Below are 22176 nucleotides of genomic sequence, written 5' to 3'. Positions count from 1 at the left end.
CCCATCATCTCGCACCATTCCAATCTCGCAACAAGCCCTGATAAGTATATATATTGCCAATTTTACCTCTAGCAGCGTCGTATGGGTTTCCAGTTACTTTTTGATGAGAAAACCCGGGCACAAAATGGCCTACCTCATGAATCAATGTGTAACGACCCAAATTTCCTGACATAACATCCTGAAAAGCCGTCTTTGATAAGTAAATAGTTCCCGTCTGCTCCCCCGTACAGACAACACACGCATAAGCACGACTAGTTCCTGCCTTTGGGTTTCCGACCCCTAGCTTCCTAAACTTGTAGCTTTTGAAATTATCCGCTGCTTCATGCAATGGTGCCAAACGATCACTTAGAACATTAAGATCGACGTCTGATCCATACCACTGCTGGACTTTAACCAATGCAGCTTCATTTCCAGCCTTAGCGCTACTAATAATCTCTTTTAATTCATTTGACTGCGCAGTTAGTGAAGCTTTCAGCTTACTCCTTTCCTCCCAGGTAAACTCTGCTCCATTCTCTTCTTTTGAGAAATATTCAACCTCTTTACCCGATTCAGAAGTAGAGCTTAAATTACCAGCCTCAACCGCCACCGAAAACGCCGCATAAGCCGCCGCATTCCCAAACTTTCCACCGGTAGCTCTGGATACGGTCCCAGCAATTGCAATCCGTGCAGCCGCTCTTCCGATATTCGCGAGGGTTTCGCCAGCTCTAAGCTTAAGTGCCCCACCGGTAGCCATACCGATGCTGGCACTAACAAACCCATGCCCAAATTTTCCACCCTGCAGAGTGCTAGTAATACCACCAACTACACCAGCAGCCAGTACCTTCGCAGGTAAGCTCTCAAAACCCATAGCCCCGTTGGCAATACCAGCAAACGCGGCCGCAGATATCCCCTGAATAAACCCTGCTTTCAGCGCATCTTTAAAGCTGGCCCCTTGCGAAAGGGCATCCAGGAAGCCTGCTACCCCCATCAACAGACCAATCGCCACAACACCTTCAACTGCTCCAGCGGCAATCATCGCGGAGGCCATCAGGGTAAATACGAAATACCCACTCGGATCCGTAGCATTCAGCGGATTATTCCGCACATAACCATACCGATTAAACATCTGCGTATCCGACGCAGCCTGCACAAACGGATCCGCCTGCAAGAACCGCCCAAGCCGCGCATCGTAGATACGCCCGTTCATATGGATCAGTCCCACCTGATCCAGCATCTCATGCCCGGTATAGCCCCGCGTCGTCACTCCAGTATCGAAGCCGGTCAGCTCGGAGCCGATCAACGTTTCCCAACTCTGTGTATTCCGCCGCTGCCCCCAGGCGTCGAAAGACATGGCCTGCACCACGGCTCCGCTGGCATCGGTGATCACGTCCACGGAGCCGAGGTGATCCTTGTGCAGATAGTGGCTGCTGCGGCTGGTGGTGCCGTCGGACTCGGTGGCCAGGGTCACCACGGCGCCGCCGGGCAGGTAGCGTTTGATTTCTCTGGTGCCATCGGAACGGGTGATTTTCTCCACATTGCCGATATAGCGGGTCTCGGTGCGTTTGCCGCTGCTGTCGATATCCACGCGCAGGTAGCGGCTTCTGTCCGGCCCGTACTGGAATTTAGTGGTGTGGCCGTTCTTTTCGATCACCAGCGGTTTGTCGAAGGTGCTGTACTGCAGGTTTCTGCCGCTGCTGTCGCTGGTCATATTGCCGTTGGCGTCGTAATGGTAGCTGACGCCATCGGAGGTCTCGCAGACCGCGTGAGGGCCGTAGCCCTCGGCACACTGGCTACCGTAACGGTAGTCCCCCACATCGGACTTGTAGGCGATATTGCCGAGTCCGTCGTAATTCACCGTTTGCGCCGCTCGGCCGCTGACCTGGGCGCTTTTCAGGCGGTTCAGGCCATCGTACTGGAACTCTTCGAACAGGTCTTTGCCGCCGCTGCGGTCACGGCGGTTATTCAGGTTGCCGAGGTTGTCCCACTGGTAGGTGAGATCCTGCACCTGAGTGATACCGAGCAGCGAGGCGCTCTGGTGTTCGAGGCGGCCAGTGGCGGGATCGTATTCACGCACAGTGACCACACCGTTGCCCTGGCGGAATTCGGTCACGTTGCCACGCTCATCCATCGCCAGCACTGTGTAGTAGTTCTCGGCGCTCGCCTGGTTGATATTTTCGCCGTCCACTACCGCTTCCAGGTAACCGTAATTGTTGTAGCGGTTTTCGGTGGCGCTGGAACGCCAGGTGCCGTCACCGCCGGCGTCGAACTGCTGGAAGACGCGGCCGTACTGGTCGTAGGTGGTCCTGGTCCAGTGGTCGTCGCCGGGGGCCAGGCTGGTGAGCTGGCTGTCCGGGCGGCCGAAGCGATCGTAACCGGGCACCTGGGCGTAACCACTTTCGATATCAATCACGCCGGAGAGCGCACCAGGCGGTACATCCTCATCCCACCCCGGGCTGTTGTTGTAGGTCCACAGCGTATCGCCCTCGATATTGTCGTCGGCATTCAGCGCGTCCGGATCCTGGAAATCGCCGTTGCGGTAATCGATGCGGCGCACCAGGCGGCCGAGGCGATCGTATTGGTTGACGACCATCTGCCGCTTGGCATCTATCTGCCACTCCAGCTCACCAAAGCCGTTGTAGCCGTAGTGCCACTCGCCCTTATCCGGATCGTTCATATATTCCTTGCGCCCGAGCTTGTCGTAGCGCATTTCGGTGACGGTGCTGAGTGCGCCGCCTTCGCCGGTGCGAATCACAGTCGTAAGGTTGCCCTGGGCGTCGTAGCGGTAGTCCAGCCTGCCGCCGAGGTTGTCGACCACGGAAACCAGTTCGCCGCGAGCATTCTTAGTCTCGGTCTTAGTATGACCCTCGGGATTAGTGGTGACTGTGGTGTAACCTTGATAGTCCACATGCACATCCACCCCCAGGCCATTGTTGCTCACAGTGCCGGGCAGGTCGGTGCCTATCACGCGGCCTAGGATGTCGTAGCGCATCTCGGTCCAGTATTGCGCGCTGCCTCGGAAAGGTTCTGACTTGCGCACTACGCGCCCGAGTGCATCGTACTGGGTATCGGCGTAGACCCAGTTGCCGTCGAAACCGCGAGTGGCGCTACGGATTTCGCGGGCGAGGGCGTCGAAACAGCTCAGGGACTCGGCACCGCCGGCCTGCTGTATGGTCTGCTGGTAGACGCTGCCGGCCGGGCAGTGGCTGCCTGCGGCGGCGAGCAGTGTAATGCTGTGGGCGCCGGTCTCGCTGTATTCGAGCAGCTTTCGACCAAAGAGGTCGTAGCGGTACTCGGTGACGACGCCCGCCATGTCGGCAACCGCAATCGGCAGCCCCAGCTGGTTGCGCTCTATAACCCTGCGGGTGGTCTGGCCATAGGCGTTGAACTCTCTCGACAGGTAGCGACCCTGATCATTCTCGTATTCCCAGCTGCTGCTACGGGCTTCTTCGCCTTCCGCGCTCTGGGTCACAGTAGCCTTATTGCCGAATCCGTCATAGGTATAGGTGGTGGTCAGCTCAAAGTCGGTGTCAGGCTCCACCTTCTCCCACTCCATCAGGCCGGCGTGGCGGCCGCTGCGGTAGTAGCCGAAACTGCTGATACGCCGCTCTTCATCCGACTCGCCGTTTTCGCTGCGGCGGTGCTCCACCTCAGTACGGGTCAGGCGCCCCAGTTCCGGGAAGCTGGACAGCATCTCGTCGCGGTCGGCGAAGTCGACACTGTCGCTCTCACTGCCGTAGGTATTCCAGGTTTCAGTAGTGAAACTGTCGCCATTAGCCGCAATGGTTGTGACTTTGATCCAGGTCGGGTTGCCGTAGCGATCGTAACGATTTTCAGTGGTGACGGTATTCAGTTCACCGCCTTGCGCCGCGCCGTTTTCTTTCAGCGCATAACTGGTCTCGACACTCTGCGCCAACCAGGGCTGCAGCGGGCCCAGTTTTGCGCTGCCGGCAGTCTTCGCGGTTTGCGACCAACCTTCCTGCCAATCCTCGCCGTCGGCGTTTTTCAGCTTCCAGGTATTGACCGCCCGGCTCAGCAGATGACCCTCTGCGGTCTTCACCTCGGTGCTCTGCGGATAGCCGAGGAAGGGAAAGTCCTGGCGGTAGCTGGTGGTGGTCTGCACACCGGTCTGCTCGTCCACAGTGGTCAGTTTTTCGAAGCCGAGCATGCCGCGGCCGCCGGCCTGAATCTTGGCCTGGGCGTAGTAGTAGCTGACCGCGCTCTTGGCGCTGCTATCAGTGGCGGTGGGCGCGCTGCTGTCCACGCGGGTGACCACATACATGGGCCCCATCAGTTCCAGCGTCGGCGACAGCTTGCCCAGGCGGTCTTCCCCTTCCCAGGCGTCGTTCAGGTAGCCGTAGTAGTCAGCCAGATCGGCCACCGCATAGTCTCGACACCAGGGATAGTGCTCCTCGACCGGTTCGACCCAAGTATCGCCGTAATGGACATTGTCGCAGCGCTTTTCAGTGGTGGCGGCAATATCCCGGCGGGTGTAGTGGCCGGAGTGTGTCAGGGAGCCGTAGGCGATATCCGTCTCGGCGCCGAGACCGTTGGTGATCTTCTCAATCACGTTGACCGGCACACGGAAGTCGGTGGCGGGGTAGAGGAAGGCGCGGTCGTTTTCCGCACGCACATAATCGCTGACACCGTCGCCGTTCATGTCCACGAACAAGTGCAAGGCGTATTCGTCACCGCTGGTTTGACGGAAGGATTCGGGCTGACCGAATTTCTTGTCAAGGCTGCGCCAACGCTTGACCTTCAGCCGGCGGGCGTCTTTGTCGTGCCAGACGATATCGATGTGGCCGTCGTTGTCGTAGTCGAAGTACTGGCGCTGCTCGGGGATTTTACCCAGAGAAATCGCCTCACCAAAGCCGGTACCGGTATTGATGCGGTAGTAGCCGGTCTCACCTCGACGGTAGACGATATCCGGCAGGCCGTCGCCGTTGATATCCACCGCCTCCGGGCTGTTGACGGTGCCCAGGTAATGATAGCTCTCGTATTCGCCCAGGGCGCTAGACGTAACTACGGCAATGCCACCTGAGTATTGACACTCTTTCTCGAACCCTGAGGTGGGGATACAGTCGGAGCGCATGGTCAATTTGACGAAGGGGTCCACCAGGCCGTCGCCGTTGAAATCGGCCGGCGCCGCTTCGCTGTAGACAGTGGCGCTGCGCAGTATGAGCTCGCCGCCTATCGGGTGATCCCACTCAACCTGGCTCCAGTCGATATGCAGCGTGACCGGATTGCTCTGACCAAAGCGGTAGTAGCTGTTGCCGGTCGGCGAGCCGCCCGGTTTTAGCAGCCGATACTCACTGTGGGTCAGATAGTCCACCAGGCCGTCGCCGTCGATATCGACAAACTTGGCATCACGCTGGGTCAGTTCCGACAGATGGCGCGGACTGCCGGACAGGAACCAGTTGCCGTCGGCATCCGGCTGCGACAGCACCACGCCCCAGTGACCGAGATCTTCCAGGTAAGTGACCAGGTCGGCGCGGCCATCGGCGTTGTAATCGATCATCTGCCAGTCGTAGGGGCGGCGGGTGTTGTCCTCCTCCTGATAAACACTGTACTCACCACTGAAGCCGTTTTCGGTCGCCAGCACGTATTTGAAGATCTGGTAGTCAATCTCACTGCCGCCATCGCCGTCCGGATCCCAGTCCGGCTCCAGCCAAATCAGGTCCATGCGGCCGTCGCCATTGATATCCGCCGGGCGGGTGCCGACGGAGGCGCGGTCTTCCTGGGTACTGAGGGTAACCCGGTCACTGGGTGAGGCGGCGAAGCTGCCGGGTACCGGCAGGCGCCAGTCGAATACGGTATCCGGCTGGCAGTAGTTGCCGGCACACTGGCGGATGCGCTCCAGGCGGCTGAGGCTGTCCGCAGGGTAGTCCAAGTATTCGAGTTCGTAGCGGCGCACTTCGCTGCTGCCGTTGTAGACATAAACAGTCTCTAGGCGCACCCCGGTTTCCAGCAGCTCGCCGGCCAGGTAGCCGTTGATATGGTCGCTACGGCCTTTGTAGTCGAACACCACCTTGGCACCGGCGCTACTGCCGGTGCCGGTGAAGGCGTAACGAATCTCGCTGATGCGGTGGCCTCCGTCGTTCGCGTAGACGAACTCTATGGGGTTACCGGCACTATCTTCGAAGCGGCTGATGGCCCAGGTCAGGGTACCCTGCCCGGTTGTCTGCTGGGATTTGTTGCCGTCTCCGTAATAGCTGATGGAACCGTCCTTGCGCTCCACGGTGAAGTAGGCCGGATGACCAGCTTCGCCGCCGTGGGCCTTTATTAACGCGAAGCTGTCAATCTCGGTACGGTAGAGGCTGCCGGGCTCGCCGTACTCGCCCTCGACTACCAGCAGCCGCTGGCCGTCCAGGCAGAAACGGTCTTCACTGCTCCAGGTGATGGCTTTTGCCTGGCCATCCTGCCCCAGGGTCTGACGACAACGGGCAATCGCCGACAAGCCGCCGATGGACCAACCGTGGCCCACTAATCCATTGCCGGCCTGGCTGGAGTAGTTCAGGGAGATCTCCGGAGCCACACCGGCAGTCCCGGCGGGCAGGCTGAGTGGAATACTATAGCTGGCCGCACCGGTCTCATTCACACGGAACTGCCCGGGCAGGCTGCCGACCTGACTGGAGATGGCCACCTGGCCAGCATCCAGTGCCGGCATGGGTGCCGGGGCCGGCGCATCGGCGGTGACGCCGTAGCGGCACCGGTTAGCGCAGGGGTCCAGACCGGCGAGGAAGGCCTCGCGGTTGCTGAGGCCGTCGCCGTCTGCATCCGAATCGCCGCTCTCGATATCCTCACTGCCGAAGAAGAGGATCTCCCAGTAATCCGGCAGGCCGTCACCGTCGCAGTCGCGGGTGTATTCGTCGCCCTCGTCGCAACTGAATACAGCCCATGAATAATCCTGGGTATAGAAGTAGTCAAAGCTGCGGCGCAGCGCTTCGTTGGTGGCGGCGGTGTACTCGACCGACTGGGCAAAGAGTGCAGCCACCTGGGCGCGACTGGTGCCACCTGTCATCGCATCGATCAGGCTACCCCTGGTATAGGTCTGCCCCGCGTAGGTGAAGGCCGGCTGCTCCAATCCGGGGAAGGCTCGGGCATAAAGGGCGTCCACAAAGGCGGCGCTGCCCTGGGTGGGTGGGAAGTTGGCTTTGCCCGTATCAGATTTCAGGAAGGCATTGGCCACTTCCTCCACGCCGGCACCATTGACCAGCGCAAAAGTCCAGAAAGTGAGTACATCGCGGCTCAGGTTCAACGGCGGCTGCAAAAGCAATTTGTACAGACGCGCAGCCGTCTGGTATTCGGGCAGCTCACTCTCACCTGGCTGCCAGTTCTCATCCTCCAGTTTTTCGCGCAGCAATGATTCGTCGCTGCTCTCCCAAACCAGCTGATCCGGGCCCAGGATACCGCGTCCCAGGGCGTAGACCTGACTGCTGCCAACAGTGGTGAAATAAAGGGTGCCATTACCGGCCAGCACCGGCGTCTCGGCGATACCGGCGCCAGCGGCATAGGTCCACTGGATAGCACCGTTCTGCGCCTGCACCGCATAGAGCACACCGTCCATCGAGCCTTGGTAGAGAATGCGATTTTCGTCCAGTACTGCGGAGGCCACCAGATCGCCACCGGTCTTCAGGCGCCACTGCTCCAGGCCCAGGGGCGTGAGCGCATAGAGATTGTCATCCAGGGAGCCTACGTAGATATTGCCGTTGACGGAATCGACCGCAGGCGTGGCCTTGACTAGATCCCCGGTTGAGAAAGGCCAGCCGGACACCACCGAGCCATCTTCCGGATTCAGGGCGTAGACCCTGTTGCCAGAGCCCACATAGATGGTGCCATCGGCGCCGACCGCGGGCGCCGAGTCTATCTGGCTCAGGCGTTCTATGGTCTTGTCACCATAGGCATTGATGCCACTGCGCTCGCCGTTGGCATTTTCCACCGAGACGCGCAGGCCTTTTTTCTCGGGGTCGAAGAGCACCGAGCGCATCGCGTCACTGAGCGCCAGGTGCGCGTAGGTTGCGGGGTCGGTTTCGTCGGGCGCCGTCCAGCTGACCGCGCTCTTGTCCAGCACTTCCTGGGCGCCGCTCTCGCGGTCAGTCAGGGTAAAGATGGAATCCGGGTCCAGACCGCTGCCGCTCACAAGCAGGCAAGCTCCGTCGCAGCCGGGTTCTGCACTGAGCAGGCTCGGCGGCAGCACAGCCACGGTTGCGACTTCGCTGGCAGCACTGCAATCGTAAGCGTTGCAGGCCCTGACTCGGTAGCTGTAAGTACCGGATGGTTTGTCGGTGATCTCAAATTTTGCAACCGAACTGCCGAGCTTTAGCACCCGCCATTCATTCGCCGAATCAGCACCGCCCTCTATCTCCTCGAACTGGTAGTAATCGGGCTTGGGTTCGCTGGTCACCAGTTGCCAGGTCAACGAATAGGTGCCGGTAAGATCGAACTCACTGTGCTTTTTCTGCAACGTCAGGCCGATGGGTGCCTGGGGCGCAGATAGCACCACATCCACAGAGATCTCGCCACTGAAGTCGCCACAACCGGCCGCGTTGCAGGCCGCCACGCGATAGCGGTAACTGCCCTGAGTCTGATTGGGCAGATAGACAGACAAGGCTCCGCTCGGTACGGATACATCCTTGAAATCGTCGTCGACGCCCACCATCAGCTGCTGCAGCAGGTAACCGTGGGTAGCACCAGCCACTTCGTTCCAAGAGACGGTGTAATAGCCGCTTACATTGTCCGGTATCGGCGCCAGCTGATCGTCGATCCTAATCTGGGTCGGAGGCTTGGGCGGCTCCAGCGCAGTAAAGTGGACATCGTGGTGGGTTTCGGCCGTAGCACCTTCGTCGTCGGTCGCGCGGGCACCGAGGCGATAGTCACCGGCGGCGGGCACCGCCCACAGATATTCATAGACATTCCAGCCGGATTCGGTGCGGCTGTATGTTCCAGAGCCGACAACGGCACCGCCGACGAGAAACTCAACGGATGCGATTCTGCCGTCGGAATCCCGCGCCCTAGCCACCAGTGTGATGTCTTCACCGGCAACTATCTCTTCCGGCAATGCGTCCAGATCGAAACCGACCTCCGGAACAGCATTGGTGCTGACGCTGACAGGAATTGTGGCTGTCCCCTCCTTGCTCGCGTCATTTTCGGCCACCGCAATCAGCTTGGTGGTACCGGCCGATACCGACGGCCAGTTAGCGGCATAGCAGCCGCCGCACTGGTTGTCTGGGTTTACCGGATAATCGAGCAAATTGTTGGAGCTTACCGAATTGCGATAAAACTTAACCGATACAATAGGCCTGTCGTCGGTGACCTGAACTCTGAGCGTCTGGAAATCGCCGGCCCTTAGCAAGGCGCCAGCTGTCGGCGTGCGCCAGGAGACTTGCGGATCGGGAATCGGCTGCACATTGACAGTTTTGACCGCGCTGGGGTCGCCGCATTGCAGGGCGTTGCAGGCGAATACACGATATTGATAAGAGCCCACCGGCCGGTTGTTGACCGAATAGCTGCGCGGGGAGGAAACGGAACTTTTTTGCGCATAGCAGATGCCGTGTTCTTTTTTCTTCGTGTTGTAGGGGTTATTGTCAGCGCACCAGTCTGGCCCCCCGGCTTTCTTTTCCTGGACTAGATAGTAATCAAAATCGCCGGTCTTGGGGGCTTGCCAGCCTATGCTATAGGCGCCGTCTTCGGCTTCTAAATCGTTTGGTAAGGAGTTTATTGTTGGTTTACCAGGATTTTCCGGTTTGTTAACAACTATAGATTTTACAGAAACATAATCATAGTCATTCGGATTCTGACCTTCTATTTGATACCGCACGACGACTGTCAGTTTGTACTCATAAGTGCCGTTACTTCTCTCGATAGGAACCTCTACCGGTTCTTTAAGCAAATTATTATACAATTGATCTACTTGCTCATGTAGCAACACTACAGAACCATTTTGCGAGTACTCTTTCAGCGTATAAGAAACAACTCCGCAAAACATAGGTATACTTATGCAGTTTGTAACGTCAACAGAGTCCACAGTTATCGTATAAACACCATCATTGCTTTCTGCTCCATCATCAATACTAAATTGCCCTGGTGGCCAACTAGCGTGCGCAGACACTGAAATGCCAGAAAACAGAAGAATCAAAGCACTCAGCACGAATCTGAAACCACGTATCAATCCATTTTGCATTTCGATTTAGCCTTATCGATTCTTTTGCGGCACTCGGTGCCTTGCCTCAAATTATTGGTATCTTTTTTTGGGAGCGTGGGGTCGGCGGACTCCTATCGCTGTTATAGGTGACTCCTACGGGGCCTGCCCCTCCAATCAGGGGCTCGGCGCTCCCAGCGTTATTCGAGGTTTCTGTTCCAGAGGAGACGTTCACCCGCTGGCTGGACATTGGCATCCAGCGCAAAAACTTTTTTCTCTTCCGTATGCACTATCAGACTCTGCCCGGATAGTGCGGGGCGGGCGGCGATTGTCTGTTCGCCAGGCAGCCGAAAATGCCACAATTGCGCACCGCTTTGCGTATCCAACGCATAGATATGTCCGCTGTAGGTGGTGATATAGGTGGTGCGCTTGTCAGCACTTAATATAGGGCTTGCGACAACGGCACCCGCAGTGTCGAAGCTCCACAGAATCGTCTTTTCCGAATTAAGGGCGTAGACACGGCCCTCACTTTCAAGATGGCCGCTGCCACCAGTATTGGCGCCGACGATAATGCGGTCGCCGGTGATGGCAGCCTTGCCCATCACCAAGCCAACATCTTCCAGGACCCAGGCCACCTGGCCGGAGGGGCCAACCTTATAAAAGTTGCCATCGAAGGCACCCACATAAGCGCTGCCGTCGTCGGCTACGGCGAGGGAGGTGGCTATCTGTTCCTGCACCGGAATGCTCGGCGCCGTCCAGCGTTCCGGCGGAGGCGGTAGATCCAGTTTCACCGTGACACTTTGGCTGATTTCGCCAGCGGGACCAGTTGCGGTCAGTGTATAGCTGGTGGTGATCTGTGGATTGACGGCTAGTGAGCCCTGGCTCTCCAGGCCCTCCGCAGTTTGCTCGCCGCTGTCGCTACTAACCACGACTTCCCGGGCGCCTATTACCTTCCAGCGCAGCTCCACCGGCTCGCCCTTGCTATCAATAGTCGACGGCGACGCAACAAAGGCTTCTATCACCAACGGCGGGAAGCTGCTGCCGTCTTTCGGATCGCTGCCCGCAGCGATTTCGTCGGCGTCGCTGACGCCGTCGTTGTCGCTGTCCCGCTGAGAGGGCGCACAACCGTCGCCGTCGGCCGTCTGGGTACCAGGGGTATCGGCACAGAGATCAGCGTAGTCCGCCACTGAGTCGCCGTCGGTGTCGATGGCAGTGATGATCGTGGTCTCGCTACTGTTGCCGGCCAGGTCTTGAACCGACGCGCTGAGTGTCATTTCGGCGTCAGCGGAAAGCGGTTCGGTGAGAGTGCAAGTGGCGATATTGCCGGCGATTTCGCAACTGGCTACTGCATTGTCCGTTGCAGTGACGATGAGACTATCAGGATCCAGGGCCAGATTGTCGGAAAGCAGCAATTTCAGTTCCGGTCGCGGCTCCCGCAACAGGGCGCCATCCGCCGGGGAGATAAAGCTAATTTCCGGCGGCGTCTGGTCCAAGTTGATGGTGATGTCGAAAGTGGCAATATTGCCAGCGATATCCATAGCCGTGCCACTTACCACCTGCCCGGCACCATCGCCGGCGAGACGCATTGGCTGCGGGCAACTGGCGATACCACTCAGGTTGTCGCTGCACTGGTAGCTGACGATGACTGGCGCATTGTGCCAACCGTTAGTGTTGGGAGGCTCAGAAAGTTGCACACTAACCGTCGGCGCCGTGGTGTCGAGACTGAGCCGCACACTGGAGCTAGCCACATTGCCGGCGATATCCGTGGCGCTCACCGTTATTTCTCGATTGCGCCCCTCTCTCGATTCAACGCGCTCTTGCGGGCAATCAGCTACGCCGCTCAGGTTATCACTGCATTGGTAATCGAGAGCCACCGGGGTCTTATGCCAGCCGGCTGCGTTGGCCGGCGGAGAAATACTGGTGACGATTTCCGGTGGAGTCAGATCAAGACTAATAGCGCTATGTAATTCTGTGCTGTTGCCGGCGATATCTACGGCAGTGGCGACAACCAACTGATCGGCGCCCTCCGTACTCAGGCGCTGTGTCTCCGGACAGTGGGCTATACCGCTTAACCCGTCCTCGCAATAGTAGCTAATGGTGGCAGTTTCCCGGTGCCAGCCGGCCTCGTTGGCGGGCGGTGTAATGGTGGAGGTCAGCTGCGGCGCTGTCTTATCGAGACTAACAGTCACTTGCGTTTCGGCGCTATTACCGGCCCTGTCTAGAGCTATACCGGTAATCTTCTGGGCGGCGCCCTCCTCGCTAACCAGCACCGGTTCGCTGCAACTTTCGAGTCCGCTCAGTGCATCGCTGCAGGTAAAAGTCACTGTAGTATCGGTCCTGTGCCATCCGGCACTGTTGGCCTTCGGGTCTACCGATGCAGAGATCAACGGCAGGCCGTTGTCCACACCAACGACCTCCAGTGTCACACCACTTTGCCAGTGGCCGAACAGCTTGAGGGTGAGAGTATTTTTCAGGCCCAAGGTAAGGGGTAGCTGGATTTCGTGGGCCTCGTCGCAGGGATTACCGAAGCCCGGACGCCAAGGAGCGTAGCTGTTCCAATATTTATTTCCGTGTTTTCTGTCGCCCTTGCGACAGAAGAATTTTTGTAGTGCAAAATCCTGCGGGTTCAGCAGTTCTCCGCCATTCAGCCACACCCATCCGCTAGTCACCGGCAGGAGGTTGCCGTCACCGTTGCGCAATCGCAGTAGATAATGAGCGCCGGCCACCGGGGCCTCAAATACAATTTCCTGTTCCTGGGGCCAGCCGAATAGCGGAATCAGAGTGTGCGGCCCCGTTACCTGAAACTCATTGAAGTAGGGATTTTCGTCACCAACGCTGAGCACTTCCAGGCGCAAACCACTACCAGCGCGCCCTTGCAGTCGCACGGTCAATTCATTAGTAAGTTCGAGATATAGTGGAACTTCCACCACCCCGTCGCCCTGTGGCTTTCGGCAATGGGATTTCCAAAAGGGGCAGTCGAAAGGCTTTTGCCAGCGCGAGTCGCGCCAATGCAGCTCGGCGAGGTTAACGACCTTTTTTCCGTTAACAGTAATCCAGCCGGATTTTACCGGGTGCAGCTCACCGGGACCGTTGTGAATACGCAACAGATAGTATTTCCCCGGTAGCGGAGCCTGAAATTTGATGACCTGCGTCTGCGGGAGGCCGCGCTCGCGAACAAGATCTCGCGGGCCAGTGAGGGAATATTCGGATGCCTGAGCCGTCGATAGAAAAAAAGTAAAACCCAGTACGCACAAGGCAAGAGCCCGCGCGCGGAAAGACCATCGCGACTGCATATTCCCCCCAAAACGAAAATCAAAAATTTTCCATTATTATGCCGGCATTTAAAATTTAATTTTCCGGCCGCAGCTTTGGCGGGAAATATAACCACAAATCGAGGCAAATTTCCAAGGATGGAATACGCACAAAAATTAAATTCGCGCCATTCTTTGACATTAGTACCAACTGGTTCGCGGATTGACAATCGCATTTCAAGTATTGCCGCACAGCAAAGGAAGCACTTATTAACTGGGCAGGCCAGATGACCTGGACTCTACTTAGCGAGATGCCGGAGCCAGCCCGGATTTTGCACCACATCAGATACAAGAATGGCGGAAAGTCTTATCATCACTGGCGCTCAAGACAGTCCGATAAGAAATTCCGCCGTGACAGATTGCGACATTCTCTATCGCATAGAAAATACTGTTTATCCATACCGGTATATAGATTGTCAAAATGGGACACCCGTGCAAATCCCTAATCTCTCTTGAAGCTAGTCCCTACTATCACTGCGTCTCCCGCTGCATGCATCGCGCATTCCTGTGTAGCTGGGATGAGCGCACCGGGCGCTGCTTCTAGCACCGAAGGCAGTAGATCGAAGATCGACTGTTGGAACTGGCCGGGGTATTTGCGCTGGATATCTGAGCTTATGCAATGCAGTCATGAGTAACCACTACCATGTGGTACTGCATATCAATGCAGCACAGGCTGATGCCTGGACAGTGCGGAACTGGTCCGACTGGAGGAGGTAGCTGCAGAATGGCGAGCAAGGCTAATGGATATCAGCTGGTTTATGCGGATGCTCAATGAATCCATTGCCCGCCAAGCCAATCGAGAGGATGGCTGCACCAATCGCTTTTGGGAAGGTAGATTCAAATCCCAGGCACTGCTCGACAAGCGAGCTCTGGCGGCCTGTATGGCCTATGTAGATCTGAACCCTATCCGGGCCAAAATGGCTGATACGCCCGAAACTTCAGACCACACTTCCATACAACGGCGTATTTCGGCAGCTCGGGATGGCAAACAGCCGCAGCGGCTCTTTCCCTTTGTTGGTAATCCGCGAGAGTCCATGTCAGTGGGACTGCCGTTTCAGTTACAGGACTATCTGGAGCTGGTGGACTGGAGCGGCCGTTGCCTTCGTGAAGACAAGCGCGGCGCTATCGACGAACAACTACCGCCAATTCTCGAGCGGTTGCAGATCGACCCGCGGCACTGGCTCTACTTGAACCGAAACTTCGAAAGCCGCTTCAAATCTCTGGTTGGTACCGCCCATTCAGTGCGCTCTGCCTGCAAGCAGTTCGGAAAACGTTGGGCCCACGGAATCCGAGACTGCGCGCGCTATCTCTCCCCGCCGATCACTTCCTAAAGTTTTGCCTTTCTTTGAAAAAACTTCATCGCGAGCTTCTGCGAAGGACTGCTGCACCACAACAAAACGGTTTGGCGCAATTCCACACGGAACGTCAGCGCTACTTACTCGAATAGCAAGCTATGGCAATAGCGGACTGAATATGCAGCAACTTTCCCACCAATTTTTCAATTAGTGGGTGTCCAATTTTGTTTCTATCTATCTCCGCCGATCACTTCCTAAAGTTTTGCCTTTCTTTTGAAAAACTCCATCGCGGGCTTCTGCGAAATACTACTGCGCCATAACAAAACTGTTTGGCGCAATTCCACACAGGACGTCGGGTCTACTTGTCCGTATAGCAAGCTCTGGCAATAGTGGACTGAATATGCAGCAGATTTCCCACCAATTTTTCAATTAGTGGGTGTCCAATTTTGTTGATTAGTGGGTGTCCAATTTTGTTGGCCAAATAGCACATTTTGGCAACAGCGGACTGAAGCACATTTTGGCAACAGCGGACTGAATATGCAGTAGCATTCTCATCAATTTTTCAATTGGTGGGTGTCCAATTTTGTTTTAGATGGCTCTGCCGGGGCTTCAGTTCTACTTTTCAGCTTTAATCAGATTCAGTGATTACTACTTTTTAATTGTCGAACAGTCTTCTCAACGGCCTTTAACGGAAAATAGGAATAAACCACAATAGACTGTTTATTCGTAATATCACTAGCATCCTGATAATCAACTAAAGCCTTATCCTCAACAAGCCCAGGAATTACTGGATCCCTAATTGCTTCCCAACGAACAGCTCTAAAATCATGGAATGAGTTCGGCTCTGCAATTTCTAAAGCCAAAGATCCCACGTAGCTTACCGGCTCACCGTTGCTATCTACATCTTCGCCCCTCGAAAGAAAAAGCAAGTATGGCACTCCAATCTTCAACCCTGCCCGAGCAAAGAAGCAAACTGAATCACCTTCATATTCTCCAGAGATAGCCCGTTCTGCATGAGCACAATACTTAGGGGGAGTTTGGAAACCCGTCTTGGTAAAATCCCGAGCAGCAGTCTTCCCTTCATAAATAAACCCTATGGTTACCACATCCGCCTGAGAAATCACCTTGTCAAAGGTGAGAGGCCGAACAGTAGTTGCCTCAACCTTTAACTGAACAACCACAGTCAAACAGAAAATCGTCAGAAAACTCCATTTCATAATTATTTACCCCCCAAAGCCTTATAGCTCCGATAAGCCTTATAACCGTAATTTTCCGCCTCCAAGTGAGGGTAGACTGCCGAACCTACATCCACTCCCATCGTATGAGCTGCCTCGTGTCCCATCGCCCAAACAACACTGCCAGCAGGAGACGTATTTAGGTTACCAAGAATAGTTGGATTTGAATCCGGCCCCATGATTACCGCAGCTTCCATGGGAGTGAATGCTCCACGGTAGAGAACAATTTTACTGCTGTCTTGGAAATATTCTCCGCCCATCTCAAAGCGGCTAACATTATCGACTTGAGTACAAGGGCCATCACATATAACGCGGCCAAAATTGTTGTCGTACATCATATACTCATCGACATATTCAAAAGATGTACCGTCCGCAGCCTCTATCCCAAACATCCCTTTATTTTCCCAAACCCAATTTGCGTACTGCTCTCGCCCTTCAACCGTACTCAAATCGAAATCAGGAATTTTCTGTCTGGATTGAGCAGCTGCACTTATCGCAAACGCCATCGCCGCAGTAGCCGCCCCATTCGCAAACTTCCCACCAGTAGCCCGAGATGCGATTCATGGACACCCACAAAACAAAAAGCTTTCAACGCCAGTCATATTGCAACATTCTCTACCTTATAGAAAATACTGTTCATCCATACATATTAATGGATAGCCCAAATGGGACACCCGCGCAAATCCCTGTGACCTGCTCCCCACTTTCTAGTCCACTTCAATCCTAGTAATGTTCATCACCAATGAGGACGATGAACATGAAGAAACGTTTTACTGAAGAACAGATTATCCCAATCTTGAAGGAAGCTGAGGCCGGTATCCCGGTGAAAGAGCTTTGCCGCAAGTACAGTATTTCGGATGCCACTTTTTACACCTGGCGTAAGAAGTATGGAGGTCTGGAGGTATCTGAGGCCCGGCGGCTCAAGGCCTTGGAACAGGAGAATGCCCGCCTTAAGAAGCTGCTGGCGGAGTCTCTATTGGATCAGGAAGCATTGAAGGCTGCCCTTAAGGGAAAGTACTAACCGTCGGCAACAAGCGCGAGGCCGTACAAATCATGCGGTCGGAAACGACTATCTCAGAACGTAGGGCCTGTTCGCTCGTCGGGTTATCTCGCGCGTCCATGCGATACCAGTCCAAAAAGGCTACAGAGTCTGAACTGGCTGAACGTATCAAGGAAATAGCACTCGAGCGACGGCGATTCGGCTACCGGCGAGTGCACCAGATGCTGCGTCGGGAAGGGCTGAAAGTGAACCATAAGAAGGTCTATCGGTTATATCACGAGGCGGGACTAGCCGTCCGCAAACGTAGGCGTCGCAAGGGCGTTATGGTTGAGCGACAGCCTCTATCGCTACCGGAAACCCCGAACCATACGTGGTCGATGGACTTCGTGATGGATGCTCTGGCCAATGGCCGTCGTATCAAGTGTCTGACCATTGTCGATGATTTCACCAAGGAGTGTCTCGATATTCAGGTAGCCAGCGGGATATCTGGAGAGCAGGTGGTGAGGAGTTTGGATGCCATAGCGGCCTTCCGTGGTTATCCCAAAGCCATCAGGACAGATCAAGGGCCGGAGTTTACCGGCAAAGCGCTTGATCAGTGGGCCTATCGCAACGGGGTTGAGCTAAAGTTGATCCAGCCAGGGAGGCCGACACAAAACGGATATATCGAGAGTTTCAACGGCAAATTTCGGGATGAATGTCTCAATGAGCACTGGTTTCGGGACTTGGCTCATGCTCGGGGGCTGATCAGCCAGTGGCGGCAAGACTACAACGAGCAGCGGCCACACTCATCGCTGGGCTATCAGACACCGGCGGAATTTGCTGCAGCGTTCAGGTCGCACAAAAAAGAATCTATCAACACGAACATTACTAACACGAGGTTGGATTAAAAATTGGGGGCAGGTCACCTGATCTCTCTCGATGCGACGCCCTACTATCATTGCGTCTCTCGGTGCGTGCGCCGTGCATTCCTGTGTGGCAGGGATGAGCGCACCGGGCGCTGCTTCGAACATCGGAGACAGTGGATCGAAGATCGGTTATTGGAGCTGGCCGGAGTATTTGCATTGGATATCTGTGCTTATGCAGTCATGAGCAACCACTACCATGTGGTACTGCATATCAATGCCGCACAAGCTGAAGCCTGGACACTGAGAGAGGTGGTAGACCGATGGCATCAACTCTGTAAAGGCTCCCCACTCTCCCAACGTTATGCCCATAACGAAACCTTGAACGCTGCAGAACTGGCCCGGTTGGAGGAGGTAGCTACAGAATGGCGGGCACGGCTGATGGATATCAGCTGGTTTATGCGGATGCTCAATGAATCTATTGCCAAGCAAGCCAATCAGGAAGATGGCTGCACTGGTCGTTTCTGGGAGGGCCGATTCAAGTCTCAAGCATTGCTCGACGAACGGGCCTTGGCGGCCTGTATGGCCTATGTGGACCTGAATCCAGTTCGGGCCAAGATGGCTGATACGCCCGAAACCTCAGACCACACTTCCATACAACGGCGTATTGCGGCAGCTCGGGATGGCAAACAGCCACAAGAATTCTTCCCCTTCGCTGGTAACCCACGAGAACCGATGCCAATAGGACTGCCGTTTCGGTTACAGGACTATCTGGAGCTGGTGGACTGGAGTGGCCGTTGCCTTCGTGAAGACAAGCGCGGCGCGATCGATGAACAACTGCCGCCGATTCTCGAACGGCTACAGATCGACCCGCGGTATTGGCTCTATCTGAACCGTAACTTCGAAAGCCGCTTCAAGTCTCTGGTTGGAGCTGCGCACTTGGTGCGCAGCGCCTGTGAGCAACTCGGAAAACGCTGGTCTCACGGTATCCGTGACTGCGAGCGCTACCTATCCCCGCCGATCACTTCCTAAAGTTTTTCCTTTCCTTGAAAAATAACATCGCGGGCTTCTGCGAAGGACTGCTGCGCCACAACAAGGCTGTTTGGCGAAATTCCACATAGGACGCAGGTTCTACTTGCCCGAATAGCAAGCTATGGCAATAGTGGACTGAATATGCAGCAGATTTCCCACCAATTTTTCAATTGATGGGTGTCCAATTTTGTTACAACAGGCTTCGTAAAGTCAGAGCCAAAACGACAAAGCTCCGGCAGATGGCTCTGCCGGAGCTTTCTGAGTTTTACAAAAACTATTTAGTGGTGCGGCCACCTTGACTCAGTTTCTCACAGCCTTGTAATGCTCCACCAACTCGGACGTACATGTGTCAAAAACAAAAACATAGCTTTCTTCACTCATGGCATAACGCCCATCTACTCTATTAATTGGAGAGAGTATTATTTTAGACTTCCCTCGGGGTGAGACTATCGCGGGTTTCTCCACATTAAAGTAAGGAAACAGATCAGCAACTTCCTCCTTTAGCAAAGGCGACACAACCTCGCGCTTAATCTCATTTGTGTATTCAAAGCTGCATTTCCTGAAAGCATTATTTTGGGCGCAGCCAAGAACAGAGACCGAACTCACCCCAAACACCGCCAGTAAACCCACGAGCTTTACAGATTTACCATTCAGCATTGATCAGCCACCTTGCATTGACCTTGATAGTAGGTTGTCCGATATGAGCTTCCGCAACTATACCAGATGGCTCCGGGAACTCTATACCTTGCACTGCTGATATAGTCGCTCGAAGATGGAAGGCTAGTCCCGCCAGGGTGCGGATGCCAGTCAAAGGCATGTTTAAATCCTTGATAGGGAATCGGATCAGGAAGGTTCATACATGTAGAGCTACCATTAGAACAAGGCTGCCCCTGAACAGTTGTCATGTAGTACTCAGACTCGCCCACCTGATAAACGCGGATCATTTCAGTCTCACGACCAGAAGCCACAGCCTCATTAAATATTCTGGTTGCTTCTACTTGGAAACTTTCATCTGCCATCAAGGCTTTTACGATCGCCCTATCTTTGGCAGAAATTTTACTAATATCCACTCCAGCAGCTTCTATTTCAGCAAGATATTCTTCGTAGGCTGAAAAGTCATGGACACCCACAATGAAAAGTCATGGACACCCACAAAACAAAAAGCTTTCAACGCCAACCATATTGCAACATTCTCTACCTCATAGAAAACACTGTTTATCCATACAGTCACGCAAATGGAGAAAATGGGACGCCCGCGCAAATCCCTGATCTCTCTTGACGCTACGCACTACTATCATTGCGTCTCCCGCTGCGTGCGTCGCGCATTCCTGTGTGGCCGGGATGAGCGCACCGGGCGCTGCTTCGAACACCGAAGGCAGTAGATCGAAGATCGACTGTTGGAACTGGCCGGGGGTATTTGCGCTGGATATCTGAGCTTATGCAATGCAGTCATGGGTGACCACTACCATGTGGTACTGCATATCAATGCAGCACAGGCTGATGCCTGGACACTGCGGAACTGGTCCGGCTGGAGGAAGTAGCCACAGAATGGCGTACACGGCTGATAGATATCTGTTGGTTTATGCTGATGCTCAATGAGTCCATTGCCCGCCAAGCCAATCAAGAGGATGGATGCACCGGTCGTTTCTGGGAAGGTAGATTCAAGTCTCAGGCTTTGCTCGACGAGCGGGCCCTGGCTGCCTGTATGGCCTATGTGGATCTGAACCCGATCCGGGCCAAAATGGCTGATACGCCCGAAACCTCAGACCACACTTCCATACAACGGCGTATATCAGAAGCTCAGGATGGCAAACAGCCACAAAAACTCTTCCCCTTCGTTGGTAACCCACGAAAACCTATGCCAATGGGACTGCCGTTTCAGTTGCAGGACTATCTGGAGTTGGTGGACTGGAGCGGCCATTGCCTTCGTGAAGACAAACGAGGCGCTATCGACGAACAACTACCACCAATTCGAGAACGATTACAGATCGACCCTCGGCACTGGCTCTACCTGAACCGAAACTTCGAAAGCCACTTCAAGTCTCTGGTTGGTGCCGCCCATTCAGTGCGCTCTGCCTGTGAGCAGCTCGGCAAACGCTGGGCACAGGGTATTCACGACTGCGAGCGATATCTATCTCCTCCGATCACCTCCTAAAGTTTTGCCTTTCCTTGAAAAATAACATCGCGGGCTTCTGCGAAGGACTGCTGCGCCCCAACAAAACTGTTTGGCGCAATTGCACACAGGACCTTGTGGTCTACTTGTCCGTATAACAAGCTCTGGCAATAGCAGACTGAATAGGCACTAGACTTCCCATCAACTTTTCAATTAGTGGGTGTCCAATTTTGTTTTTGCCGGACGAGGACCAGCAGGTGCTGATCGTGATGATGGACAGTTTGATGAAGAAGGCCAGCCTAACTAAAGTCATGGGCAAGACGGCCAACCGATAGGGCGAGCCGCCAGATACGACAAAGCCCCGGCAGGGCAATCTGCCGGGGCTTTGGTGTTTTTACGGATAAAAATTTGGATCTATTCAGATGCAGAGGCTCTTCTAGATTTATTTTCTAGAAGACAAATCAAGCAGCTCTTTCTCAAAAATTTTCCAAGAGATACGCCAATAAGACAACGCCTCTAGGTACTCTTTAGGAACTTGGCCGCTACTGAACTCAACTTTCTCAGCTTTCAGAGACGATAAGAATGGGGCTTCTACAACAGCCTTAACAGCAGCCTCCCCTGTTACTGTTTCCCATAATGAATCAAATTCAAATATCTTACCATGGAAGCCACTGGCATACAAAGAGCCCCCTTCAGTACACGCTTCGTAACCAACCAAATCCCTCTTTCCCATCGATAAATAGTCAACGCGGGCATCCAAATATTCTGAACTCAAAAAGAGTAAATATTTATTTCCGACCAATAACGGATAAGCGGATCTAAACACCACCTCTGCACCCTCACCTTTAAAGTTTGAGAGCACCTCCGCCCTGTACTCTAATCCGCAATCATAATCTTTACCGTCAATACTGATAATGATCTGATCCGCACCAACAATTCTTACCTTAGAAATTTTCGCCGATTCATAAAACAGCTCTTGCAAGCTTTTCTGTCTCACCTCGTATGCAAATAAGTCTACAGAAAAAAGCAAAACAAAAAATCCAACAAGGCTTGCCGTCGTTATCTCTGTCAATTTCATTTTGAATTTCTCTTCCAAATATCTACAACACCGCGCGCCATTCGAGTATCCTACTTCTGAGCAATAATCTTACCGAAGCCACCATCCTTCCAACGAGCCTGATTTCCCGGCTCCAAATGATAGATTTCGTGCGCTTGAATTCATGCTCCCATAAAA

11 protein-coding genes are annotated in these 22176 nt (G+C 54.6%); 4 read left to right on the top strand and 7 right to left on the bottom strand.

The window, feature by feature from the left end; genetic code table 11:
• Positions 1 to 4: 4 nt before the first annotated feature.
• Together A3224_RS04505 and A3224_RS04500 are read right to left on the bottom strand one after the other, a co-directional pair.
• A complete protein-coding gene (locus tag A3224_RS04505) occupies positions 5 to 9877 on the bottom strand; it encodes an RHS repeat-associated core domain-containing protein (protein ID WP_067152030.1) in 9873 nt (3290 codons plus the stop codon).
• Positions 9878 to 10314: 437 nt separating this feature from the next.
• Positions 10315 to 13218 (bottom strand): outer membrane protein assembly factor BamB family protein, encoded by a 2904-nt coding sequence (locus A3224_RS04500; protein ID WP_197463049.1) that lies wholly within the window; start codon positions 13216 to 13218, stop codon positions 10315 to 10317.
• A 947-nt stretch (positions 13219 to 14165) separates the two neighbouring features.
• Here A3224_RS04500 and A3224_RS04495 point away from each other — a divergent pair.
• Entirely contained in the window at positions 14166 to 14756 is a 591-nt protein-coding gene (locus A3224_RS04495) for a hypothetical protein (protein ID WP_407939274.1), read from the top strand.
• Between the two features lie 602 nt (positions 14757 to 15358).
• On the opposite strand, the gene A3224_RS04490 is transcribed toward A3224_RS04495, so the two are convergent.
• Positions 15359 to 15937 (bottom strand): hypothetical protein, encoded by a 579-nt coding sequence (locus A3224_RS04490; protein WP_067152026.1) that lies wholly within the window; start codon positions 15935 to 15937, stop codon positions 15359 to 15361.
• A gap of 2 nt (positions 15938 to 15939) precedes the next feature.
• Positions 15940 to 16461 (bottom strand): hypothetical protein, encoded by a 522-nt coding sequence (locus tag A3224_RS04485; protein WP_067152025.1) that lies wholly within the window; start codon positions 16459 to 16461, stop codon positions 15940 to 15942.
• A 251-nt stretch (positions 16462 to 16712) separates the two neighbouring features.
• Here A3224_RS04485 and A3224_RS04475 point away from each other — a divergent pair.
• Together A3224_RS04475 and A3224_RS04470 are read left to right on the top strand one after the other, a co-directional pair.
• Positions 16713 to 17842 (top strand): IS3 family transposase gene (locus A3224_RS04475; RefSeq protein ID WP_407939252.1). Its coding sequence is split into 2 segments (ribosomal slippage): positions 16713 to 16971 and positions 16971 to 17842, totalling 1131 coding nucleotides; the frame shifts between segments, so codons are not numbered across the junction.
• A gap of 3 nt (positions 17843 to 17845) precedes the next feature.
• On the top strand, positions 17846 to 18829 hold the full coding sequence (locus A3224_RS04470) for a transposase (protein ID WP_067152021.1): 984 nt from the start codon (positions 17846 to 17848) through the stop codon (positions 18827 to 18829).
• A gap of 300 nt (positions 18830 to 19129) precedes the next feature.
• Here the strand turns inward: A3224_RS04470 and A3224_RS04465 are convergent, their stop codons facing one another.
• Both A3224_RS04465 and A3224_RS16790 read right to left on the bottom strand, forming a co-directional pair.
• Positions 19130 to 19486: a hypothetical protein gene (locus A3224_RS04465; RefSeq protein WP_067152019.1), complete on the bottom strand. Its 357-nt coding sequence runs from the start codon at positions 19484 to 19486 to the stop codon at positions 19130 to 19132.
• Positions 19480 to 19959, bottom strand: coding sequence for a hypothetical protein (locus tag A3224_RS16790; protein WP_156481425.1), 480 nt, complete (start codon positions 19957 to 19959; stop codon positions 19480 to 19482). Before A3224_RS16790 ends, A3224_RS04465 begins: the two co-directional genes overlap by 7 nt.
• 452 nt (positions 19960 to 20411) lie before the next feature.
• On the opposite strand from A3224_RS16790, the gene A3224_RS04460 reads away from it, so the two are divergent.
• A complete protein-coding gene (locus A3224_RS04460; RefSeq protein ID WP_331709196.1) occupies positions 20412 to 20984 on the top strand; it encodes a hypothetical protein in 573 nt (190 codons plus the stop codon).
• Between the two features lie 400 nt (positions 20985 to 21384).
• Here the strand turns inward: A3224_RS04460 and A3224_RS04455 are convergent, their stop codons facing one another.
• Positions 21385 to 22020, bottom strand: coding sequence for a hypothetical protein (locus A3224_RS04455; RefSeq protein WP_067152017.1), 636 nt, complete (start codon positions 22018 to 22020; stop codon positions 21385 to 21387).
• Positions 22021 to 22176 lie beyond the last annotated feature (156 nt).

Source organism: Microbulbifer thermotolerans (genome assembly GCF_001617625.1).
GTDB classification, from domain to species: Bacteria; Pseudomonadota; Gammaproteobacteria; order Pseudomonadales; family Cellvibrionaceae; genus Microbulbifer; species Microbulbifer thermotolerans.
The sequence above is the reverse complement of the archived record's forward strand: the minus strand, read 5'-3'. Positions and strand labels throughout refer to the sequence as shown.